Genomic DNA, 17,494 nt, shown 5'->3' with positions numbered 1-17,494 from the left:
CTCAAAGCTCATCCTCCAGGAGTTCCAGCAGGTCGGCCTCTGTCAGGCTGTGTTCGAGCACGGCGAGGGCCTGCTCTTCGACGGTGGTGGCGTCGAAGCAGCGGCGCAGCGGCAGCTCCACGCCGAACTCGTCGGTGATGCGGCCGACGAGGCGGACGACGAGCAGGGAGTGGCCGCCGAGGGCGAAGAAGTCATCGCTCGCCCCGATACGGTCCCTGCCGAGCAGGTCGGCCCAGATGGCGGCCAGGGTCTCCTCCATCGGGGTACGCGGCGGGACGAACGCGGCGGCCGCGGGGCCTGGCTCGGGTGGCGGGAGGGCGGCACGGTCGAGCTTGCCGCTGGGCAACACCGGGAAGTCGTCCACCAGCACGAACGCGGCCGGAATCATCGCCTCCGGCAACCTCGCCCGCAGATGAGCACGCAACACACCGGCGGCATGCTCGCGCACAGACTCGGCCGCGGCCTCCGCTTCGCGATCCTCGGCGTCCACATCACCCGAACCGTCGTCGCTCTGTGCCGGCACCACGTAGGCGACCAAGCCGCGCCCGCCTGGAGCATCCTCCCGAACGGCCACCACCGCACGCCCCACCAGCGGATGCTCACGCAGCACGGCCGCGACCTCGTCCAGCTCGATCCGCACCCCGCGAACCTTCACCTGGTCATCGAGCCGCTCGAGATATTCCAGCGACCCGTCAGCGCACCACCGGACCAGGTCACCCGTCCGATACAACCGGCCCCCGCCGCCGCCGAAGGGATCCGGCACGAACCGCTCAGCCGTCAACCCCGCCCGGCCGTGGTATCCCCGCGTCACGCCCGCGCCACCGAGCAACAGCTCTCCGGCCACGCCGACGGGCACCGGACGAAGGTCCCTGTCCACCACGTACGCCGTCGTGTTGGCCACTGGTGTACCGATGAGCATCGTGGTGACGCCGTCCGGCACCCGGTAGGCGGTGGACCAGATGGTGGTCTCCGTCGGGCCGTAGAAGTTCCACAGCTCCTCGGTGACCTGGAGCATCCGGCGGGCCACGTCGAGAGGCAGGGGTTCGCCGCCGAGGATGGCTCGGGGCAGCCCGGCGGGCAGGTGCTCGGCCGCCAGGCCGGCGACCGAGGGGGTGAGCTGGACCAGGTCGGCGTGCTCGGCGGCCCGGCGGATCTCCTTGGGCGTCCGGGCGGCGTCCTCCGGGGCGAGCAGCAGGGTGCCGCCCGACAGCAGCGGCGTGAAGATCTCCAAGGCGGCGATGTCGAAGGACAGGGACGTCATCAGCAGCGTGTCGCCCCCGCCCAGGCGGCGGATCACATCGGTGACCAGGTTGACGACGCCCCGATGCGGCACCTGCACCCCTTTGGGGCGGCCGGTGGAGCCGGAGGTGTAGATGAGGTAGGCCAAGTGGTCCTGGCCCACGGAGGGCAGTTCCCCCGTAGACGCTGGCGCTGGTTGGTCGGCCGGACGCTCAAGTGACGGACGCTCAAGTGACGGACGCTCAAGTGACGGACGGGTGGGCGGAGGGTCGGAGGGGGGCTGGTCGAGGAGCAGTTCGGGTGGGCGGTGGGCCGGTAGGCGGTCGCGGTAGGTGGAGTCGGTGATCAGCAGGGCCGCGCCGGAGTCCTCCAGCAGGTACGCCAGCCGCTCCTGCGGGTAAGCCGGATCGAGCGGCAGATAGCAGGCGCCCGCCCGCAGCACGGCGAACAGCGTCACGATGAGGCCCGGGTCACGGGGCAGGCACACCGCCACGCAGGACTCCACGCCCACCCCCAGCCGCCCCGCCAGCTCCCGCGCCCGCGCGTCGAGCTCGGCGTAGGTGAGCTCCGCGCCGTCCGCGCCCCGCACCGCCACCGCGTCCGGAGTGCGCGCCGCCTGCTCGCCGACCAGCTCGTGCAGCGGCAGGTCAGGGTACGGCGCGGCGGTGTCGTTCCAGCCGGTCAGCATCTCCCGCAGCCGCTCCGGCGCCATCGACGGCAACTCCGACAGCCGGGTCCGGGGCTCGGCGACGGCGGCGGCGAGGATGAGCTCGTAGGCCCCGGCCAGCCGGGCGATGGTGTCCTCGTCGAACAGGTCGGTGCTGTATTCGAAGTAGACCCCGGCCCCTTCGGCCGTCCTGACGACGTCCAGGCTGAGGTCGAGCTGGGCGGTGCCGTTGGGGAACTGCCCGCGCGACTCCATCGGCAGCAGGTTGAAGCCCACCTGGTGCAGCGGCGTGCGGCTCGGGTCCCGTTCCGGCTGGAGTGCCTGCACGAGCTGGTCGAAGGGCACCTCGGCGTGGTCCAGGGCGTCGAGCACGGTGCCGCGCACGCGGCCGAGCAGTTCCTCGAACGGCGGGTCGCCGGTCAGGTCGGTGCGGAGCACCAGGGTGTTGACGAACATGCCGATCAGCGGCTCGAACTCGGGCAGGTCGCGCCCGGCCACCGGCGTGCCGACGGCGACGTCGTACTGGCCCGAGTACCGGGCGAGCAGCGCCTTCAGCCCGGTCAGCAGTGCCATGAACAGGGTGGCGCCGCGCTGTCTGGCGAGGGCTTCGAGGCGGTCGACCAGGTCGGCGGGCAGCGCCAGGTGGAACTCGGCCCCGTCGTGGCCGCGGGTGGCGGGCCTGGGGCGGTCGGTGGGCAGTCCGGCGTCGCGGGGCAGCCCGGCGAGCCGTTGCCGCCAGTAGGTGAGCTGGTCGGCGAGCACCCCTTGGGCGAGGTGCTCGCGCTGCCAGGCGGCGTAGTCGGCGTACTGGACGGGCAGGTCGGGCAGCCGGGGCGGGCGGCCCGCGCCGGCGGCGTTGTGGAGCTCACGCAGCTCGGCCGCGAAGTTGGTGCCGGAGCGGGCGTCGAACACGGCGTGGTGGACGACGAGCACGAGCCGCTGCTCGTCGCCCGGCATCCGCACCAGGTGCGCCCGCCACAGCGGCGGCCGGTCGAGGGTGAACGGCCGCCTGGCCTCGGCGACGGCGAGGGCCCGGTACTCCCGCTCGGCGTGCTCGGGCGGCAGGTGCCGCAGGTCGGTGCTGGGCAGGGTGACCGGCAGGTCGACGTGCACGACCTGGACGAGGGCTCCGTCCTCGACGGTCAGGGCGGTACGCAGCGTCTCGTGCCGCCTGACCAGCTCACGCAACGCCTGCGCGCACCGGTCGGGATCACCCTGCCCGGGGAGCTCGATCATGGCGTTGACGTGGTGCGCGGGCGCGTCGGGGTCGAGCCGGGCGAGGAACCACAGGCGTTCCTGCGCGAACGACGCCGGTAAGACGTACGTGCCGGTCACAGGCCGCTCCCCTAGTGGTCCATGGCCTCGCGCAGGCTGCGCGGGCGCATATCAGTCCAGATCTGCTCGATATGGTCGAGGCAGCTCTGCTTGGGCCCGTCGAAGCCAGCCTCCCGCCAGCCTTGCGGCAGGGGCCGTTCGGCGAACCAGATGGAGTACTGCTCCTCGTCGTTGACCACGACCTTGTACTGGCCGTCTCGCATGTCAGCGCCTTTCCGTGCGGGGGAGCCTGGTGATCGTCGTTGCCTGCTGGGGCGCGTCCTGGCCGCGCAGCTCTTCCACGAGGGCCGCCATACCGGCGACGGTCGGCACCTGGAAGAGGCTGCGCATCGGCAGCCGGACGCCGATCTTCTTCCTGATGAGGGCGATGAGCTGGACCGCGACGAGCGAGTTGCCGCCCAGCTCGAAGAAGTCCTGCTCGACGCTGACCTGGCGGGCGCCGATCACCTCGCCCCACAGCCCGGCGAGGGTGCTCTCCAGGTCGTTGCGCGGTGCCACGTGGTCGGACGGCAGCGCGTCTTGGCCGCCGGCGGCGGAGGCCGCGTCCAGCTCGTCGGCCACGGTGTCCTGGGTCAGCTCGCGGACGCCCGCCACGAACTCCGGGAGCGCGGTGGCGTTGACGACCACCTGCGGGCCCAGGCGGGCGGCGAGCAGGCGGCGGAAGGCCTCCGCGCCGTCCGCCGGCGCGATGCCGCGCTTGGCGCCGTCGAGGTCGAGGGCGACGCCGGCGGTGGCGGACTCCTCGTTGACGGCCGCCTCCTCGGCGCCCTGCCGGGCCCCTTCGCCGACGGTCTTGGTGACGGCCTGCTTGTCGATGCGCCTCAGGACGAAGTCGGTGATGGTCACCACCGCCTCGCCCGCGTCGTCGTACAGGGTGAGATCGGCGGCGAGCACCTCGCCGCCGCCGGTGTCGCGGTGCCGGGCGTGGCTCCACAACCGGGCCGGGAGCGGGGCGTGCACGGTGATGCGGCCGTAGCCGAGCGGGAGGTAGCTGTGCTCGCCGGAGACGGCGATGTAGGCGGTCGCCTCGTCCAGCAGCGCCGGGTGGAGAGGCAGGCGGTCCAGTTCGGCGGCGACGTCGGGGCCGGCTTCCAGGCGGGCGAGCTGCTCGTTCTGGCCGAGCTGTACGGCGCGCAGGCTGTTCCAGTGCGGCCCGAAGGTGACCAGTCCGGACGCCGAGGTGAACGCGGTGGCGTCCGCCGAGCCGTAGGCGCAGCGGGCCCGGACGTCGGCGAGGTCGCCGGGCCGTTCCTCGGCGGCCACCCACACCGCCGAGCCCCGGGCGTGCTGGGTGGACGCGCCTCCTGTCACGCTGACCACCTCGAAGTCCATGCCGTCGCCGCTGGGGGTGAGCAGCACCCGCAGCTCGGCGGTGGACCCGTCGGCGACCGGGAGCGGCGCGACGAAGGCGACGTCGCGCAGCTCGATCACGTGGCCGGGGGCGGGGCTGGGCACGGCGGCCGCGAAGGCGGCGCGCGCGGTCTCCAGGTAGCCGGTGCCGGGCATGACGGGCACGCCGGCGACGCGGTGCTCGTTCAGCACCCAGTGGGTCTCGGCCGAGAGGGTCGCGGCGTACCAGGGGCGGCGGCCGGCGCTCTCGTGGCGGTGGCTGAGCACCGGGTGGTCCAGGCGGGTGACCCGGTCGCCGCGCTGCAGCGCGCGGAAGGCCACGGGGGCGGCGACCTCGGCCGCCATGCCGACCTCCAGCCAGGCTCCCCAGTTCACCGACACGACGTGGCCGGGCCAGGTATGCGCGTAGGAGTCGAGGAAGTTGTTGGCGGCGCAGTAGTCGACCTGGCCGAAGCCGCCCGCGACGGCGGTCACCGAGGAGCACAGCATGACGAAGTCGAGCGGCAGCTCGCCGAACACCTCGCGCAGCGCCAGCGTGCCGGTGATCTTGGGCGCCATGACGTTCTCGGCCGTCTCGCGCTCCTTGACCTCGGCCATGCCGCCGCCGGGGACGCCGGCCGCGTGGATGAGGCCGTCGACGCGGCCGAACCGGTCGAGCGCCTCGGTCCTGGCGCGCCGCAGGGAGGCGGGATCGGTCACGTCGGCGGCCAGGACGACCACCTCGGCGCCGGCCGCCTCCATCCTGCGGATCGCGGCGACGGCCCGGCGGGTGCGCTCCGGCGCCCCGTCGAGGGTGTCCCACTCCTCCCGGGGCGGCAGCCCGGAGCGGCCGAGCAGCACCAGCCTGGCCTCGGCCCGCACGGCCAGGTCCTCGGCCAGGGTGAGGCCGATGCCGCCGAGTCCGCCGGTGATGACGTACACGCCGTGCCGGCGCAGCGGGTCGTCCTGCGGCTCGAGCGGCACCGGCGCGAAGCCGCGCACCCAGCGGCGGCCGGCGCGCAGCGCGACGGGAGAGGGCGGCACGCCCTCCTCGGGGTCGGCGTGCTCGGCGGCCAGCTCCGCCAGCACGGCGGCCGGGTCGTAGGCCGCCGACTCCAGGTCGAGGTGGCGGACGGCCAGCCAGCGGGCTTCCAGCGGGACGACGCCGGTGATGCCGGCGACGGTGGCGTGCTCGGGCCTGCGGACGTCCTGGCCGATGACGCACTGGGTGCTCGCGGTGAGCGTGTCGAGCCGGACGCCGGCGTCCCGCTCAGCCGCCGCCAGGGCCTGCACCAGGGCGAGGAGGCTGAAGAAGCCCACGTCCTGGGCGGCTCGCGTCTGCGCGGCGTCGCGGGCGGGGTCGCCGTCCAGCGCCCAGGCGTGGATGATCCGCTGGGGCACGCCCGTGCGGGCGATGAGCGTCTCGTAGTCGTCGCGCTCGGCCGGGCGGACGGTGATCGTGCCGTCGGGCGTGGTGCCGTACGCGCTGCCCGCGACCACCGCGACGACGTCGGCGCCGGCCGCGCGCAGCCCGTCGAGCAGCGGCTGCGCCGCGGGACCGGCGAACACCAGGCAGCGGACGCCGGCCAGGACGGACGGCGAGGCGGGCGCGACGGGGGCCTGACGCCAGGCCGGCAGGGAGAACCAGTCCTCCAGCGGCTGCGCGCCCGTGCTCGGCGGCCGGGGGAAGACGAGCTCCGGGTCGACCGGGGTGTCCACCCAGTGGTGGGCGCGCTCGTAGGGGTAGGCGGGCAGCGGGACGCGGCGGGCGGGCTCGGCCAGGGCCTCGGTGTCGAGCGGGACGCCGGTGGTCCACAGGGTGCCGGCCGTCGCGTAGATGATCTCCAGGTCGGACTTGGCGTCGGCGGGGCCGGGCAGGCTGGCCAGCGGCGCCGGGGCGGTCCGGGCGAGCTGGCCCCTGGCCAGGCCGGCGAGCTGACGGCCCGGCCCGCACTCCACCAGCCGCCACTCGCCGTCGGCGGCGAGGGTGCTCACGCAGTCGCCGAACCTGACGGCCTCGCGCAGGTGGCGCGTCCAGTAGGCCGGGTCGGTGGCCTCCTCGGCGGTGATCCAGGCGCCGGTGACGTTCGACAGGAACGGCAGGCTGGGCGCGTGCCGGGCCGCCTGGGCGACGGCGTCGTGGAAGTCGCCGAGGATCGGGTCCATCATCGCGGAGTGGAAGGCGTGCGAGGTGCGCAGCGCGGTGTGCTGGATGTCGGCTTCGTCCAGCTGAGCAGCGTACTGGGCGATGAGTTCGCCGGGGCCGGACACGACGCAGGTGCCGGGGCCGTTGACGGTGGCGATCGACAGGCCCTCCGGCAGGGTGCCGCGCACCTCGTCGTGGTCCTGGCGGACGGCGAGCATCGCGCCTTCCGGCATGCTCTGCATGAGCCTGCCGCGGGCGGCGACCAGGCGCAGCGCGTCGGGCAGCGGGAAGACGCCCGCGACGGTGGCGGCCACATACTCGCCGATGCTGTGCCCGATCATCGCGGCCGGCTCCACCCCCCACGAGCGCCACAGGCAGGCCAGCGCCCACTCCACGGTGAACAGCGCGGGCTGGGTGAGCGCGGTCTGGCGCAGCCGCTCGTTCGCGGCCTCGCGCTCGTCCTCGGCGGGGAAGAGCAGGGTACGCAGGTCGAGTCCGAGCTCGTCGGCCAGGATCTCGGCGCACTCGTCCACGGCCGCGGCGAAGGCCCGCTCGGTGCGGTAGAGCTCGGCGCCCATGCCCGCGTACTGCGCGCCCTGGCCGGAGAACAGCCACGCCACCCGGGGCGTGCCCGCCTTGCCCTTCAGCAGGCGCCGGGAGTCCGCCAGCGCGGCGACCGCGTCGGCGGCGTCGGCGGCCACCACGGCGGCGCGGTGGGCGAACTGCCGCCGCCCCACGCGCAGGGTGTAGGCCACGTCGGTGAGGTCGATCTCCCGGTCGGTGAGGTGCGCGGCCAGCCTGGCCACGGCGGCGTCCAGCGCGGCGGGCGTGCGGGCGGACAGGTGCAGCAGGTGGGCGGGGCGGGGCGGCGCGGGCGGCAGCGGGGCGGGCGGCGCCTGCTCCAGGACCACGTGCGCGTTGGTGCCGCCGATGCCGAAGGAGCTGACGCCGGCGCGGCGCGGGAAGCCGTCGGTGTCCCACTTGGTCAGGGTGTCGGCGACGTGGAAGGGGTTGGTGCCGAACTCGATGCGCGGGTTCGGCCGCTCGTAGTTGAGCGACGGCGGGATCAGGCCGTTCTCCAGGGAGAGCACGGTCTTGATGAACCCGGCGATGCCGGCCGCGGGGCCCAGATGGCCGATGTTGGTCTTGACCGAGCCGATGCCGCACCAGCCGGCCTCGTCGGTGCCGGCGCCGAGCACGCTGGACAGGGCGGCGACCTCGATCGGGTCGCCGAGCGAGGTGCCGGTGCCGTGGGCTTCGACGTAGGTGACGGTGCGCGGGTCGATCTGGGCGACGCCCAGCGCCTGGGCGACGGCGGCCGCCTGGCCTTCGGAGCTCGGCGCGGAGAAGCCGACCTTGCTGGCGCCGTCGTTGTTGATGGCGTTGCCGATCACCACGGCGCGGATGTGGTCGCCGTCGGCGACGGCGTCGGACAGCCGCTTGAGCAGCACCATGCCCCCGCCGCCGCCCCAGATCGTGCCGGTCGCGGAAGCGTCGAAGGCGCGGCAGTGCCCGTCGGGGGCGTAGATGCCGTCCTGGTGGTACTGGTAGCCCCATTCGGCGGGCATCTCCAGGGAGGCGCCGCCGGTCAGCGCCATGTCGCACTCGCCGGTGCGCAGCGCCTCGCACGCGACGTGCAGGGCGACGAGCGAGGAGGAGCAGGCGGTGTGCATGGTCACGCTGGGTCCGCGCAGGTCCAGCTTGTACGACACCAGCGTGGCGAGGTAGTCGGGGTGGTTGCCGGTGTAGATGGCGAGGTTGCCGACGGAGGCGAACACCTTCTTGTTCGGCCGGATGTACATCCATTGGTATTCGTCCGAGCCGATCGCGCCGTATACCCCGATCTCCCCCTTGTAGCGGGCGGGATCGTACCCGGCGTCCTCCAGCGCCGTGTTGGCGAGCTCCAGGAACATCCGCTGCTGCGGGTCGCGCAACTCCGCCTCACGGGGCGACATGCCGAAGAAGGCCGCGTCGAGCGCCCCGTAGTCGGCCGCGATGGCGGCCGCCGGGACGAACGTCGGATCGTCGAGCAGGTAGTCGGGGACGCCGAGAGCCTCCTGCTCCTGCCTGGTGTAGAACCTGACGGACTCGACGCCGTCCACCAGATTGCGCCAGAACGCGGGTGCGTCCTCCGCTCCGGGCAGCCGGCAGGCCACCCCCACGACCGCGATCGGCTCGACCCCAGGCTCCTCATCGTGGTACGTCATTCGGTGCTCTCCCGTCTGGCCTGGTGAGGCCGCTGTGGTGCGGGTCGTGCCCGGCGCGCCGCGACCCGCCGCGCGGCGCGCTCCGAACCGGCCGGCCGGCGCTCGCCGTCGAGGTGCGCGGCGAGCGTCCGTACGGTCGGGAAGCGGAACAGGTCCACGATCGGCACCTCGCGCCCGAGCGAGGCGGCCAGCCGGGCCTGGACCTGAGCGGTGGCGAGCGAATGCCCGCCGATCTCGAAGAAGTTCGCGTCGGCGGAGATCCTCGGCAGGCCGAGCACCTCCCGCCAGACGCCGGCGACGAGCCGTTCCGTCGCCGTGGCCGGTTCCTGGCCCCGCCCTGCGGCGGGACGGTGCGGGGGAGCGGGCAGGCGGGCTCTGTCCACCTTTCCGTTCGGGGTGAGGGGGAGGGCAGGCAGGAGGACGACTTCGGCGGGGACGGCATGGTCGGGGAGGCCGGCCGCGAGGTGGCGCCGCAGCTCACCGGACTGGACGGCCGCGTTCCGCGGCACCGCGTAGGCGTGCAGCACCGCTCCCCCGGGCTGCTCGGCCACCGTGGCGGCGGCGGCCCGGACACCGGGATGGGCCACCAGGACGGCCTCGATCTCGCCGAGTTCGACGCGGTAGCCGCGGATCTTCACCTGCCCGTCGGCCCGCCCGGCCAGCACGACGCGGCCTTCGGCGTCGTAGCGGCCGAGGTCGCCGGTGCGGTAGCGGGCCGTCTCGCCGTCCGGCTCGCGGCTGAACCGCTGCCGGGTGAGCTCGTCGTCCAGGTACGCCTCCGCGAGGCGGCGGCTCCTGACCACCACCTCCCCGAGCTCTCCGGTGGCGGCCGGGGCGCCGCCGGCGTCCAGGACGAGCAGTTCCGTCCCGTCCACGCCCCGGCCGACCGGCACCGGATCGCCCGTGCCGGCCGGCTCGCCGGTGATCTCGTGCACGGACTGGGCCTGCGGGGTCTCGGTGGTGCCGTAGGTGTTGACCAGGCGGGCCGCCGGCGCCACGGCCCGGAAGCGGGCCACGTCCGCGTAGGTGAGGCGGTCGCCGCCGAACAGCACCAGCCGCAGGTCGGGCAGCTCGACCCCGGCGGCGGCGATCAGCGTGCCGAGCTGCGGCGTGAGGTGGGCGACGGTGACGCGGTGCGCGCGCAGCCAGGAGGCCAGGCGGGCGGGGTCGCGGACGCGGTCCTGGCCCGGCACGCACAGCCGCGCGCCCAGCGCCAAGGGGGTGAAGACATCGCGCAGCAGCGGGTCGTGGGCCAGACCGGCCAGCAGCGCGAACCTGTCCTGCGCTGTCAGGCCGTACTCGGCGGTGTACCAGGACAGGAAGCGGGCCAAGGGGCGCTCGGCGGCGCGCACCGGCTTGGGCTCGCCCGTGGTGCCGGAGGTGAACGACAGATACCCGCGCCGCTCCAGCGGCACCTCCGTCACCGCCGGGCATCCCGCCGGGCCTCCCTGCCGGGCGGGATGCCCGGCGAGACCGGTAACACCGCCAGGCCGAGCGGCACCATCCCCAGGAAGGACGGTGGTGCCGATCGGACCGGCCTCGCCGAGGCGGGGCAGCCAGGCCAGTTCGGGGGGCACCGGGACGCCGGGGCAGGCGATCAGCGCGCGGGCTCGTACCGAGCGGGCCTGGGCCGCCAGGCGGGCCGGGGGGAGGGCGGAGTCGAGCACGGCCCAGCGGGCGCCCGCCGTCAGGACGCCGAACATCAGCGCGGGCAGCTCGCGGGTGCGGGCCGCCAGGATCGCCACCGCCTCGCCCGGCCGGACGGCCGCGGTGACGGCCGCGCCGGTCGTGGCCGCGAGCTCGGCCAGTTCGGCGTAGGTCAGCTCGCCGTCCTCGCCGGCGACCGCCACCCGGTCGGGGCCGTCGGCCACCTGCTTGAGCGCGCGCTCGACCACGCCGTGGCCGTCCCAGGCGGCCAGCGCGCGCGTCCCGTCCGGCAGGCTCGCCGGCACGGCCGACGGGCGGAGGGAGGCGTGCCGTACCGGCTGGTCCGGGGCGGTGACCAGGTCGGCGAGCAGCCGGAGGTAGCCGTCCAGCAGCGCCTCGACGCGCTCGGCGCGGAACAGCCGGGGGTTGTAGACGGCCTGCAGCACGTAGCGCCCGTCCTGTTCCGCCACGTACAGGGTGAGGTCGAACAGCGCGCCCGGCAGCCCGGGCGGCAGTGGGCGGGCGGTGACGTCCGGCAGGTCCAGCCGGGGCAGGGTGAAGTCGTACATGTTGAACAGGACCTGGATCAGCGGGTTGCGGGACAGGTCACGCCCCGGCCCGAGCCGGTCGACCAGCCGCTCCAGCCGCACGTCGAGGTGGGCCAGCGCGCCGGACAGCTCCTCCTGGCAACGCCGCACGTGCGTGTCGAACGCGGTGCCGTCCTCGATGCGCAGCCGCACCGGCAGCACGTGCACCAGGCAGCCGGCCAGCGGGTCCAGCACCGGGTCACGGCGGTCGGCGACCGGGGTGCCGACGATCAGGTCGTGCTGCCCGGTGAGCCGCCGCAGCACCTGCGCGTACGCGGTCAGCAGCACCGCGTACGGTGTGCCGCCCAGCCGCGCGGCCAGGTCGCGGACGCCGGCGCTGACGCCGGCGGTCACCTCGGCGGAGGCGGCGGCCCCCTCGAAGGTCTGCACGGGCGGGCGCGGATGGTCGCGGGGCAGGTCGAGCACGGTGGGCGCGCCGTCCAGCCGCGCGCTCCACCACTCCAGGTCCGTCTCGCCGTCCCGCCCGGCGAGCCAGGCCACATACCCGCCGTACGAGGCCCGCAACGGGGTGAGCGTCTCGCGGCGGTAGGCGCGGCCGATGTCGTCGTACAGCACCTTCTGCGACCACCCGTCGAACACCAGGTGGTGCGCGGTGATGGCCAGGACATGCTCGTCGTCGGCGACGCGCAGCAGCAGGGCCCGCCACAGCGGCCCCGACTCCAGGTCGAAGGGCTGCCGCGCCTCGGCCTGCAGGTGCTCGTCCACCTCCCGCTCGGGCACGTCCCGCACGGGCAGCGGCACCGGTCCCGGCCGGGTGACCGCGACGACCGGCACCCCGCCGGACTGCGGCACCCGCCACCTGAGCACCTCGTGCCGCCGCGCCACCACCGCCAGCGCGGCTTCCAGCGCCGCCACGTCGAGCGGGCCCGACAGGCGCTGGGCCATCGCGATGTTGTGCGCGGGGGTGCCGGGGGCCAGCCGCTCCACGAACCACATCCGCCGCTGGATCGCCGACAGCGCGGCCGGGGCCTCGCCCGGCGGTTCGTCCCGCACGGGCGGGGCGAGCTCGGCGCGGCGGACGATGCCGGCCACGGTCCGGCCGGTCAGCACGTCCTCGACCGCGAGGTCCTTGCCCAGTTCGGCCCGCAGCAGGGCGGTGAGCCGCATGGCGAGCAGCGAGTGCCCGCCGCAGGCGAAGAAGTCGTCGCCTGGCCCCGGCTCCCCGCCCCCGAACGCCGCCGCCCACGCCCGCGCGACCCCACGTCCGGCCTCGCCCTCCACACCGGACGCCGCTTCCGGCCCGGCGGGACGGTGGGCGCGCAGGGCCGCCAGGTCGATCTTGCCCGCCACCGTGAGCGGGAGGGCCGCCAGCCGTACCACCCTGGTGGGGACCATGTACGCGGGCATGTTCTCCAGGCAGTGCGCGCGTACGTCCGCCACGCCGGGCGCGGCCGCAGGCGCCAGGTAGGCGGTGACCTCCTTCAGGCCGGTCGCGCCGGTGTCCACGTCGACCACCGCCTGGTGGATGTCGGGGTGAGCGCGCAGCACCGCCTCGATCTCGCCGATCTCCACGCGCTGACCCTGGACCTTCACCTGCCGGTCCAGCCGCCCGATGAAGCCGATGCGCCCCTCGTCGTCCAGCACGACCTGGTCCCCGGTGCGGTACAGGCGCGCGCCGGGCTCGCCGTACGGGTCGGGCGCGAACCGTTCGGCGGTCAGCTCCGGCCGGTGCAGGTAGCCGCGGGCCAGTTGCGGCCCGCCGATGCACAGCTCGCCGGGCGTGCCGGGCGGGCAGGGCTGGAGCAGGTCGTCGAGGATGTACGCGGTGCAGCCGGGCAGCGCGTGCCCGATGGGCAGCGGCCGGTCCCAGGCGCCGTCGAGCTTGGTGCCGACGACGCACACGGTCGTCTCGGTGGGCCCGTACCAGTTGTGGAAGCGCCGCAGCCCCGGCTTCGACCAGCGCGCGACCTGCTCGGGCCCGGCCGGCTCCCCCGCCGTCAGCAGGTCGCGGAGCGCGGGCAGCCGCTCCGGGTCGAGCAGCGGGAGCAGCGCGGGCGGGATGGTCCCCCACGTCACCTGGTGCCGCTCCAGGAAGCGCTGCAGGCGTACGGCGTCCACCCGATCGCCGTCGGGGATGAACATCACCGACCCGCCACGAGCGAGCGGCGCGAACACGTCGAGCACCGACACGTCGAACCCGAGCGCGGCGAACCCGATCGACCGGCATCCGGCGTCGAGCCCGAACACCTCCCCCGCCATCGTGACGAAGGACACCGCCGAGGCGTGGCTCACCACGACCCCCTTGGGCCGCCCGGTCGAGCCGGAGGTGTAGAGCACGTAGGCCGCCGCCCCCGCCGGGATCGCGGGCGAATCCGGCGCCTGGGCCGAGGGAGGGGGCGCGTCCTCCGCCAGGGTGATCAGGTCGACGGCGAGCCCGGACAGCAGCTCCACGCCGGTGCCATCGGCGACGACCGTGGTGATGTGCGCGTCCTCGATGATCCCGCTGAGCCGCCGTCGCGGGTGCGACGGGTCCAGCGGCACGTACGCGCCACCGGACATGAGCACACCCAGCACACAGATCAGCAGCTCGGGAGTACGGCGGCCGCAGACGCCGATCCGCACCTCGGGCCCCGCCCCCAGCGCGCGCAGGCGGCGGGCCAGCGCCGAGGCGGCCGAGGTCAGCTCCCGGTAGGTCAGCGTCCGGTCCCACTGCCGGACGGCCGGCGCGTCCGGCGTACGCCTGGCCTGGGCCAGGACGAGGTCATGCAGCAGTGGCCCGATGCTCATCCCGGTCACCCCGTCACTCGGCCTGTTCGGCGGGCATGTCGAATCTCAGCCGCACCCTGTCGTACGGCACCGCGACTGCGGCCAACGCTTCCCCCCGTGAGGTGTGCAGAGTCAGGTGGACGACCCGCCACCGGGCGAGCCGGTCCAGCCCCGGGCCGCCCTGGGCACGCCAGGGGCCGGGGTCGGCGAGGTCGGGAAAGCCGGCCAGCGCGGGATCGGCGCCCTGGCCGTCGGCGGCCAGCAACGCCCTCTTGGCGGCGACGGCCCGCAGCGCCAGCCACTGCCGGTCCTGTTCGGCCGCGTCCTCGATCTGCTCCCGCTCGGCCGCGCTCAACTCCGCCATGCCACGCTGAGCCGTCTCGCCCGGCGACCCGGACAGCGCTGTCGTGGGGTGTGGCGGCGAGGGGTGTGGCGGCGGGGAATGTGGCGGCGGGGACAGGGTGGCGGAGTGGCCCGCGCGCAGCACGGCGGCGCCGACCTCGGGGCCGGCGGCCGCGGCCAGCAGGGTCAGGCCGTCGGCGTGGCTCACGGTGATCGTGGCCTGGCCGTCGTAGTGGCGCAGGACCCGGTCGCGGCTCGCAGGGCCGGAGTCCTGGTCCAGCCAGAGGTGCACCTCGTCGGGCTCCGGCGGGGCGTGCCGGCCCGTCAGGTCCGCGGTGACGAGAGCGGCCAGGTCGGCGGGGCGGTCCTTGACGAAGAGGTGCCCACCGCGCAGCGTGCGCAGGTGGAAGCCGGCCGTGGTGTGCCGGGCCCAGCCGAGCATCTCCTCCGCGCCCACCTCGCCGTCGTCGAGGCCGGTGAAGGCGACGATGCGGCAGTCCAGCGGGGGCTCGGGCGCGTACCGGTAGTTCTTGATCCAGGCGAAGTCGGCCCGGAGCACCGGCAGCAGCAGCTCGCGCAGCTCGGGGACGTGCTTGAGCTCGGGGAGCGCACCCGATCGGCGGACGAGCTGGTCGATGAAGGCGTCGTCGGGCAGATCGGCGGAAGCGGCCAGCGGCACCTTGCGATGCGGCGGGTGCGCGCCGCCGACGTACAGCCCGGCGGGCCCCGGCAGGCCGCGACGGCGCAGCTCACGGGCCACTTCGAAGGCGATCCGCGCGCCCATGCTGTGGCCGTACAGCAGGTACGGCGCGTCCGTGGCGGGCGCGATCTCGTCGGCGATCTCCTGGATCGTGAAAGCCGGGGGTTCGGCTATGCGGTTCTCCCGGCCGGGAAGCTGGATGGGGACCACCGTGAGATCGGTGAGCTCGCGAAGGAGCCCGGTGTAGGCGCTCGCGCCTCCTCCGGCGTACGGCAGGCAGAACATCGTGCGGGCGGAGCATGGGTTCGAGGGGTGGGAACCGTGCGGCGCCGCGGTCAGCTGGCCTGTGATCGCCCCGCACCTCCCCGGTATGAGGTCGCTGCCGGCCGCGCTGCCGCCAAGGACGGCGGAAGCTCGATTCGTCGCTGAATACAGAGGTCGTCAATCGCCATGTTACGGCGCTCCTCGACAAATGCCTCAAAACAACATCGAAAAGGATTTACTACGAACAGTTACGAGATTTCATACGATGTCGCACCGAAGTTCGACAGTGACTCTTATATCTATCTTTGGAGCCTGGAGTCAACGGCACGATAACCAGGCCGGGAACCGTAGTCCCGCGAAACGCACATCAAACCTCGATGGGCACTTGATCTGTCAGATCGGCGATGATAGATGGCCCCACACCCGACTTGACCGAAACTCCATTCCGGCCCCCCAGAACACTCCCCATGCCCGACTTATCCCGTTTTGTACCACATTGATCAGATCTGTCGCACTCTCTCGCGCAGGGGACGCCGCGGCCAAGCGCGCCGGCCCACCGAGTAAGCCGTGATCACCGCATTTCTCGCCCCACTCCAAGGGCAGGCCCGCACCGAAAGAAGTTCCGCCGTACACGCGGGCGACCATTTTCGAGCGACCAAGATCCACTGCCGGCGACCTATGTCACCCGAACAGAGATCATTCAGCATGGCCACAGCGGGCGTCCCGCCATCGACTGGGCTCCCGACCGCGAAAAATCCGACTTGTCAAGAACCCAAAATATGCCTGCATATCGGCCTGGGCCCCGCCCCTGCGCACCATAATCCCAGCTCGCGCCGCACCGAAACCCGCCCCGGAGACCACCGACCTGACACAACTCAGCCACGGTCCGGACCACCCGTGTTGAGACACCCCGATTCGCGACGCCTGAATGCCGCGTCCTTTTCACCTCGCTTTTCACTTCGTACGAACTACGCGGTGATCAGCTTTACCATTCAGCGGCCCCGCGCAATGACGCCGACTTCAACCCGCGCACGCGAATGCGGCGACCTCTCGCGAGGTTTCTGGACGGTCCAAAGTTTCGGCTGGGCCGTTACACACGCCCCTACGAGCGAGCGGTCACCCTGACGCCGCCGGCGAGCAGTGGCCGCCATTGCCCCACCCGCCGGGCCTGGTCTCGGTCAGCAGCAGGTCGACCACGTCGGCCAGCTCCCCGCGGCGGGCGAACGCCCGGCGCTGGCGTGCCGCCGAGCTGCCCCGGGGGAGCGCGTCGGCGGCCAGAGCGGAGACGAACGCCCAGTCCGCGCACTCCTCCAGCTCCGGGCGCAAGCTCGCCACCAGGCGGGTGATCACCTGGGCGGCCGGGGCGGGCGTTCCCTCGACCGGGTCGACCAGCTCGCCCTCCAGCCCCGAGCGGGCCGCCTGCCAGGTGGCGGCGCGCACCGGCTCCAGTTGCACCTCGCCGTCCGGATCACGGCGCACCTCGGCCAGCGCCCTGAGCACCAGCGCCCTGAACAGTCCCGCGATCAGCAGGATGTCCTCCACGCGCGGGCAGGAGTCGCAGATCCGCAGCTCCACCGTGGGCACGTGCGCGGACGGCCGGATGTCGTAGTAGATCATCCCGGGGTCGCTGATCACCCCGGACCGGATCAGCTCCTCGATCATCCGCCGGTAGGCGGCGGCCGACGCGAACTTCGCCATCGGCCCGGCGGTGGGCCACCGCTGCCACACCAGGGTGCGGTAGCTGGCGTATCCGGTGTCGGCGCCCAGCCAGTACGGCGAGCTGGTGCTGAGCGCGAGCAGCGGCGGGAGATACGGCCCCACCCGGTGGGCAACGGCGATCGCCAGATCCGGGTCGGTGATCTGGGCGTGCACCTGGGTTCCGCAGATGAGCTGCTCGCGGGTGAGCACCTGATAGTCGTCGAGCATCCGCTCGTAGCGCGCGTCCGGCGAGATCTTCATCTGCTCCAGGTCAGCCAGCGGCACGCTGCCCGCCGCCACGATGCCGAGGCCCACCTCCGCCGCCGTCGCGATCACCGTCGCCCGCATCCGGCCCAGGTCACGGCCGAGGTCCTCCAGCCGGGCGCAGGGCGCGCTGTTGGCCTCCAGGGTGGAGCGTTGCAGCTCCTTGGTGAAGCGGTCCTTGGGCAGCATGTCGAGCAGCAGGCCCGCCTTGGAGACGAGGTGCCGGGTCCGCGCGTCGACGATGTGGAACTCCTCCTCCACACCGAGCGTGATCTCTCCCGCTGAAGGCGTCATCGCCACCACCCCACGCCTGTACCGCTTCCGCTCCTCTCCCCCGAAATG

Annotated in this window: 6 protein-coding genes; all 6 read right to left on the bottom strand. The window is 73.7% G+C overall.

The annotated features are described in order from the left end of the window. Window position 1 precedes the first annotated feature (1 nt). The 6 genes from IEY87_RS22155 to IEY87_RS22130 all read right to left on the bottom strand — a co-directional run bounded on the left by IEY87_RS22155 (window position 2) and on the right by IEY87_RS22130 (window position 17,446). Complete coding sequence (locus IEY87_RS22155) at window positions 2-3,241, bottom strand: non-ribosomal peptide synthetase (RefSeq protein ID WP_189140633.1); 3,240 nt, start codon at window positions 3,239-3,241, stop codon at window positions 2-4. Window positions 3,242-3,252: 11 nt separating this feature from the next. Beyond that, a complete protein-coding gene (locus IEY87_RS22150) occupies window positions 3,253-3,444 on the bottom strand; it encodes an MbtH family protein (RefSeq protein ID WP_189140632.1) in 192 nt (63 codons plus the stop codon). A gap of 1 nt (window position 3,445) precedes the next feature. Beyond that, entirely contained in the window at window positions 3,446-8,923 is a 5,478-nt protein-coding gene (locus IEY87_RS22145) for a type I polyketide synthase (protein WP_189140631.1), read from the bottom strand. After that, window positions 8,920-13,905 carry a non-ribosomal peptide synthetase gene (locus tag IEY87_RS22140; RefSeq protein ID WP_189140630.1) on the bottom strand — a complete coding sequence of 1,662 codons (4,986 nt, stop codon included), beginning with the start codon at window positions 13,903-13,905 and terminating at the stop codon, window positions 8,920-8,922. Before IEY87_RS22140 ends, IEY87_RS22145 begins: the two co-directional genes overlap by 4 nt. A gap of 13 nt (window positions 13,906-13,918) precedes the next feature. Next, window positions 13,919-15,211, bottom strand: a complete 1,293-nt coding sequence (locus tag IEY87_RS22135; RefSeq protein ID WP_189140629.1) for a thioesterase II family protein — start codon at window positions 15,209-15,211, stop codon at window positions 13,919-13,921. A gap of 1,095 nt (window positions 15,212-16,306) precedes the next feature. Then, window positions 16,307-17,446: a carboxylate-amine ligase gene (locus IEY87_RS22130; RefSeq protein ID WP_189140628.1), complete on the bottom strand. Its 1,140-nt coding sequence runs from the start codon at window positions 17,444-17,446 to the stop codon at window positions 16,307-16,309. Window positions 17,447-17,494 lie beyond the last annotated feature (48 nt).

Origin of the sequence: Nonomuraea glycinis (genome assembly GCF_014646515.1) — a bacterium.
Taxonomy (GTDB): Bacteria; Actinomycetota; Actinomycetes; order Streptosporangiales; family Streptosporangiaceae; genus Nonomuraea; species Nonomuraea glycinis.
This window is presented reverse-complemented; position numbering and strand designations above follow the sequence as displayed.

Excerpts from the sequence above, each read along its gene's own strand:
- IEY87_RS22145 (WP_189140631.1), bottom strand. The coding sequence starts at position 8,923 with ATGACGTACCACGATGAGGAGCCTGGGGTCGAGCCGATCGCGGTCGTG.
- IEY87_RS22135 (WP_189140629.1), bottom strand. The coding sequence starts at position 15,211 with ATGTTCTGCCTGCCGTACGCCGGAGGAGGCGCGAGCGCCTACACCGGG.
- IEY87_RS22140 (WP_189140630.1), bottom strand. The coding sequence starts at position 13,905 with ATGAGCATCGGGCCACTGCTGCATGACCTCGTCCTGGCCCAGGCCAGG.
- IEY87_RS22150 (WP_189140632.1), bottom strand. The coding sequence starts at position 3,444 with ATGCGAGACGGCCAGTACAAGGTCGTGGTCAACGACGAGGAGCAGTAC.
- IEY87_RS22130 (WP_189140628.1), bottom strand. The coding sequence starts at position 17,446 with ATGACGCCTTCAGCGGGAGAGATCACGCTCGGTGTGGAGGAGGAGTTC.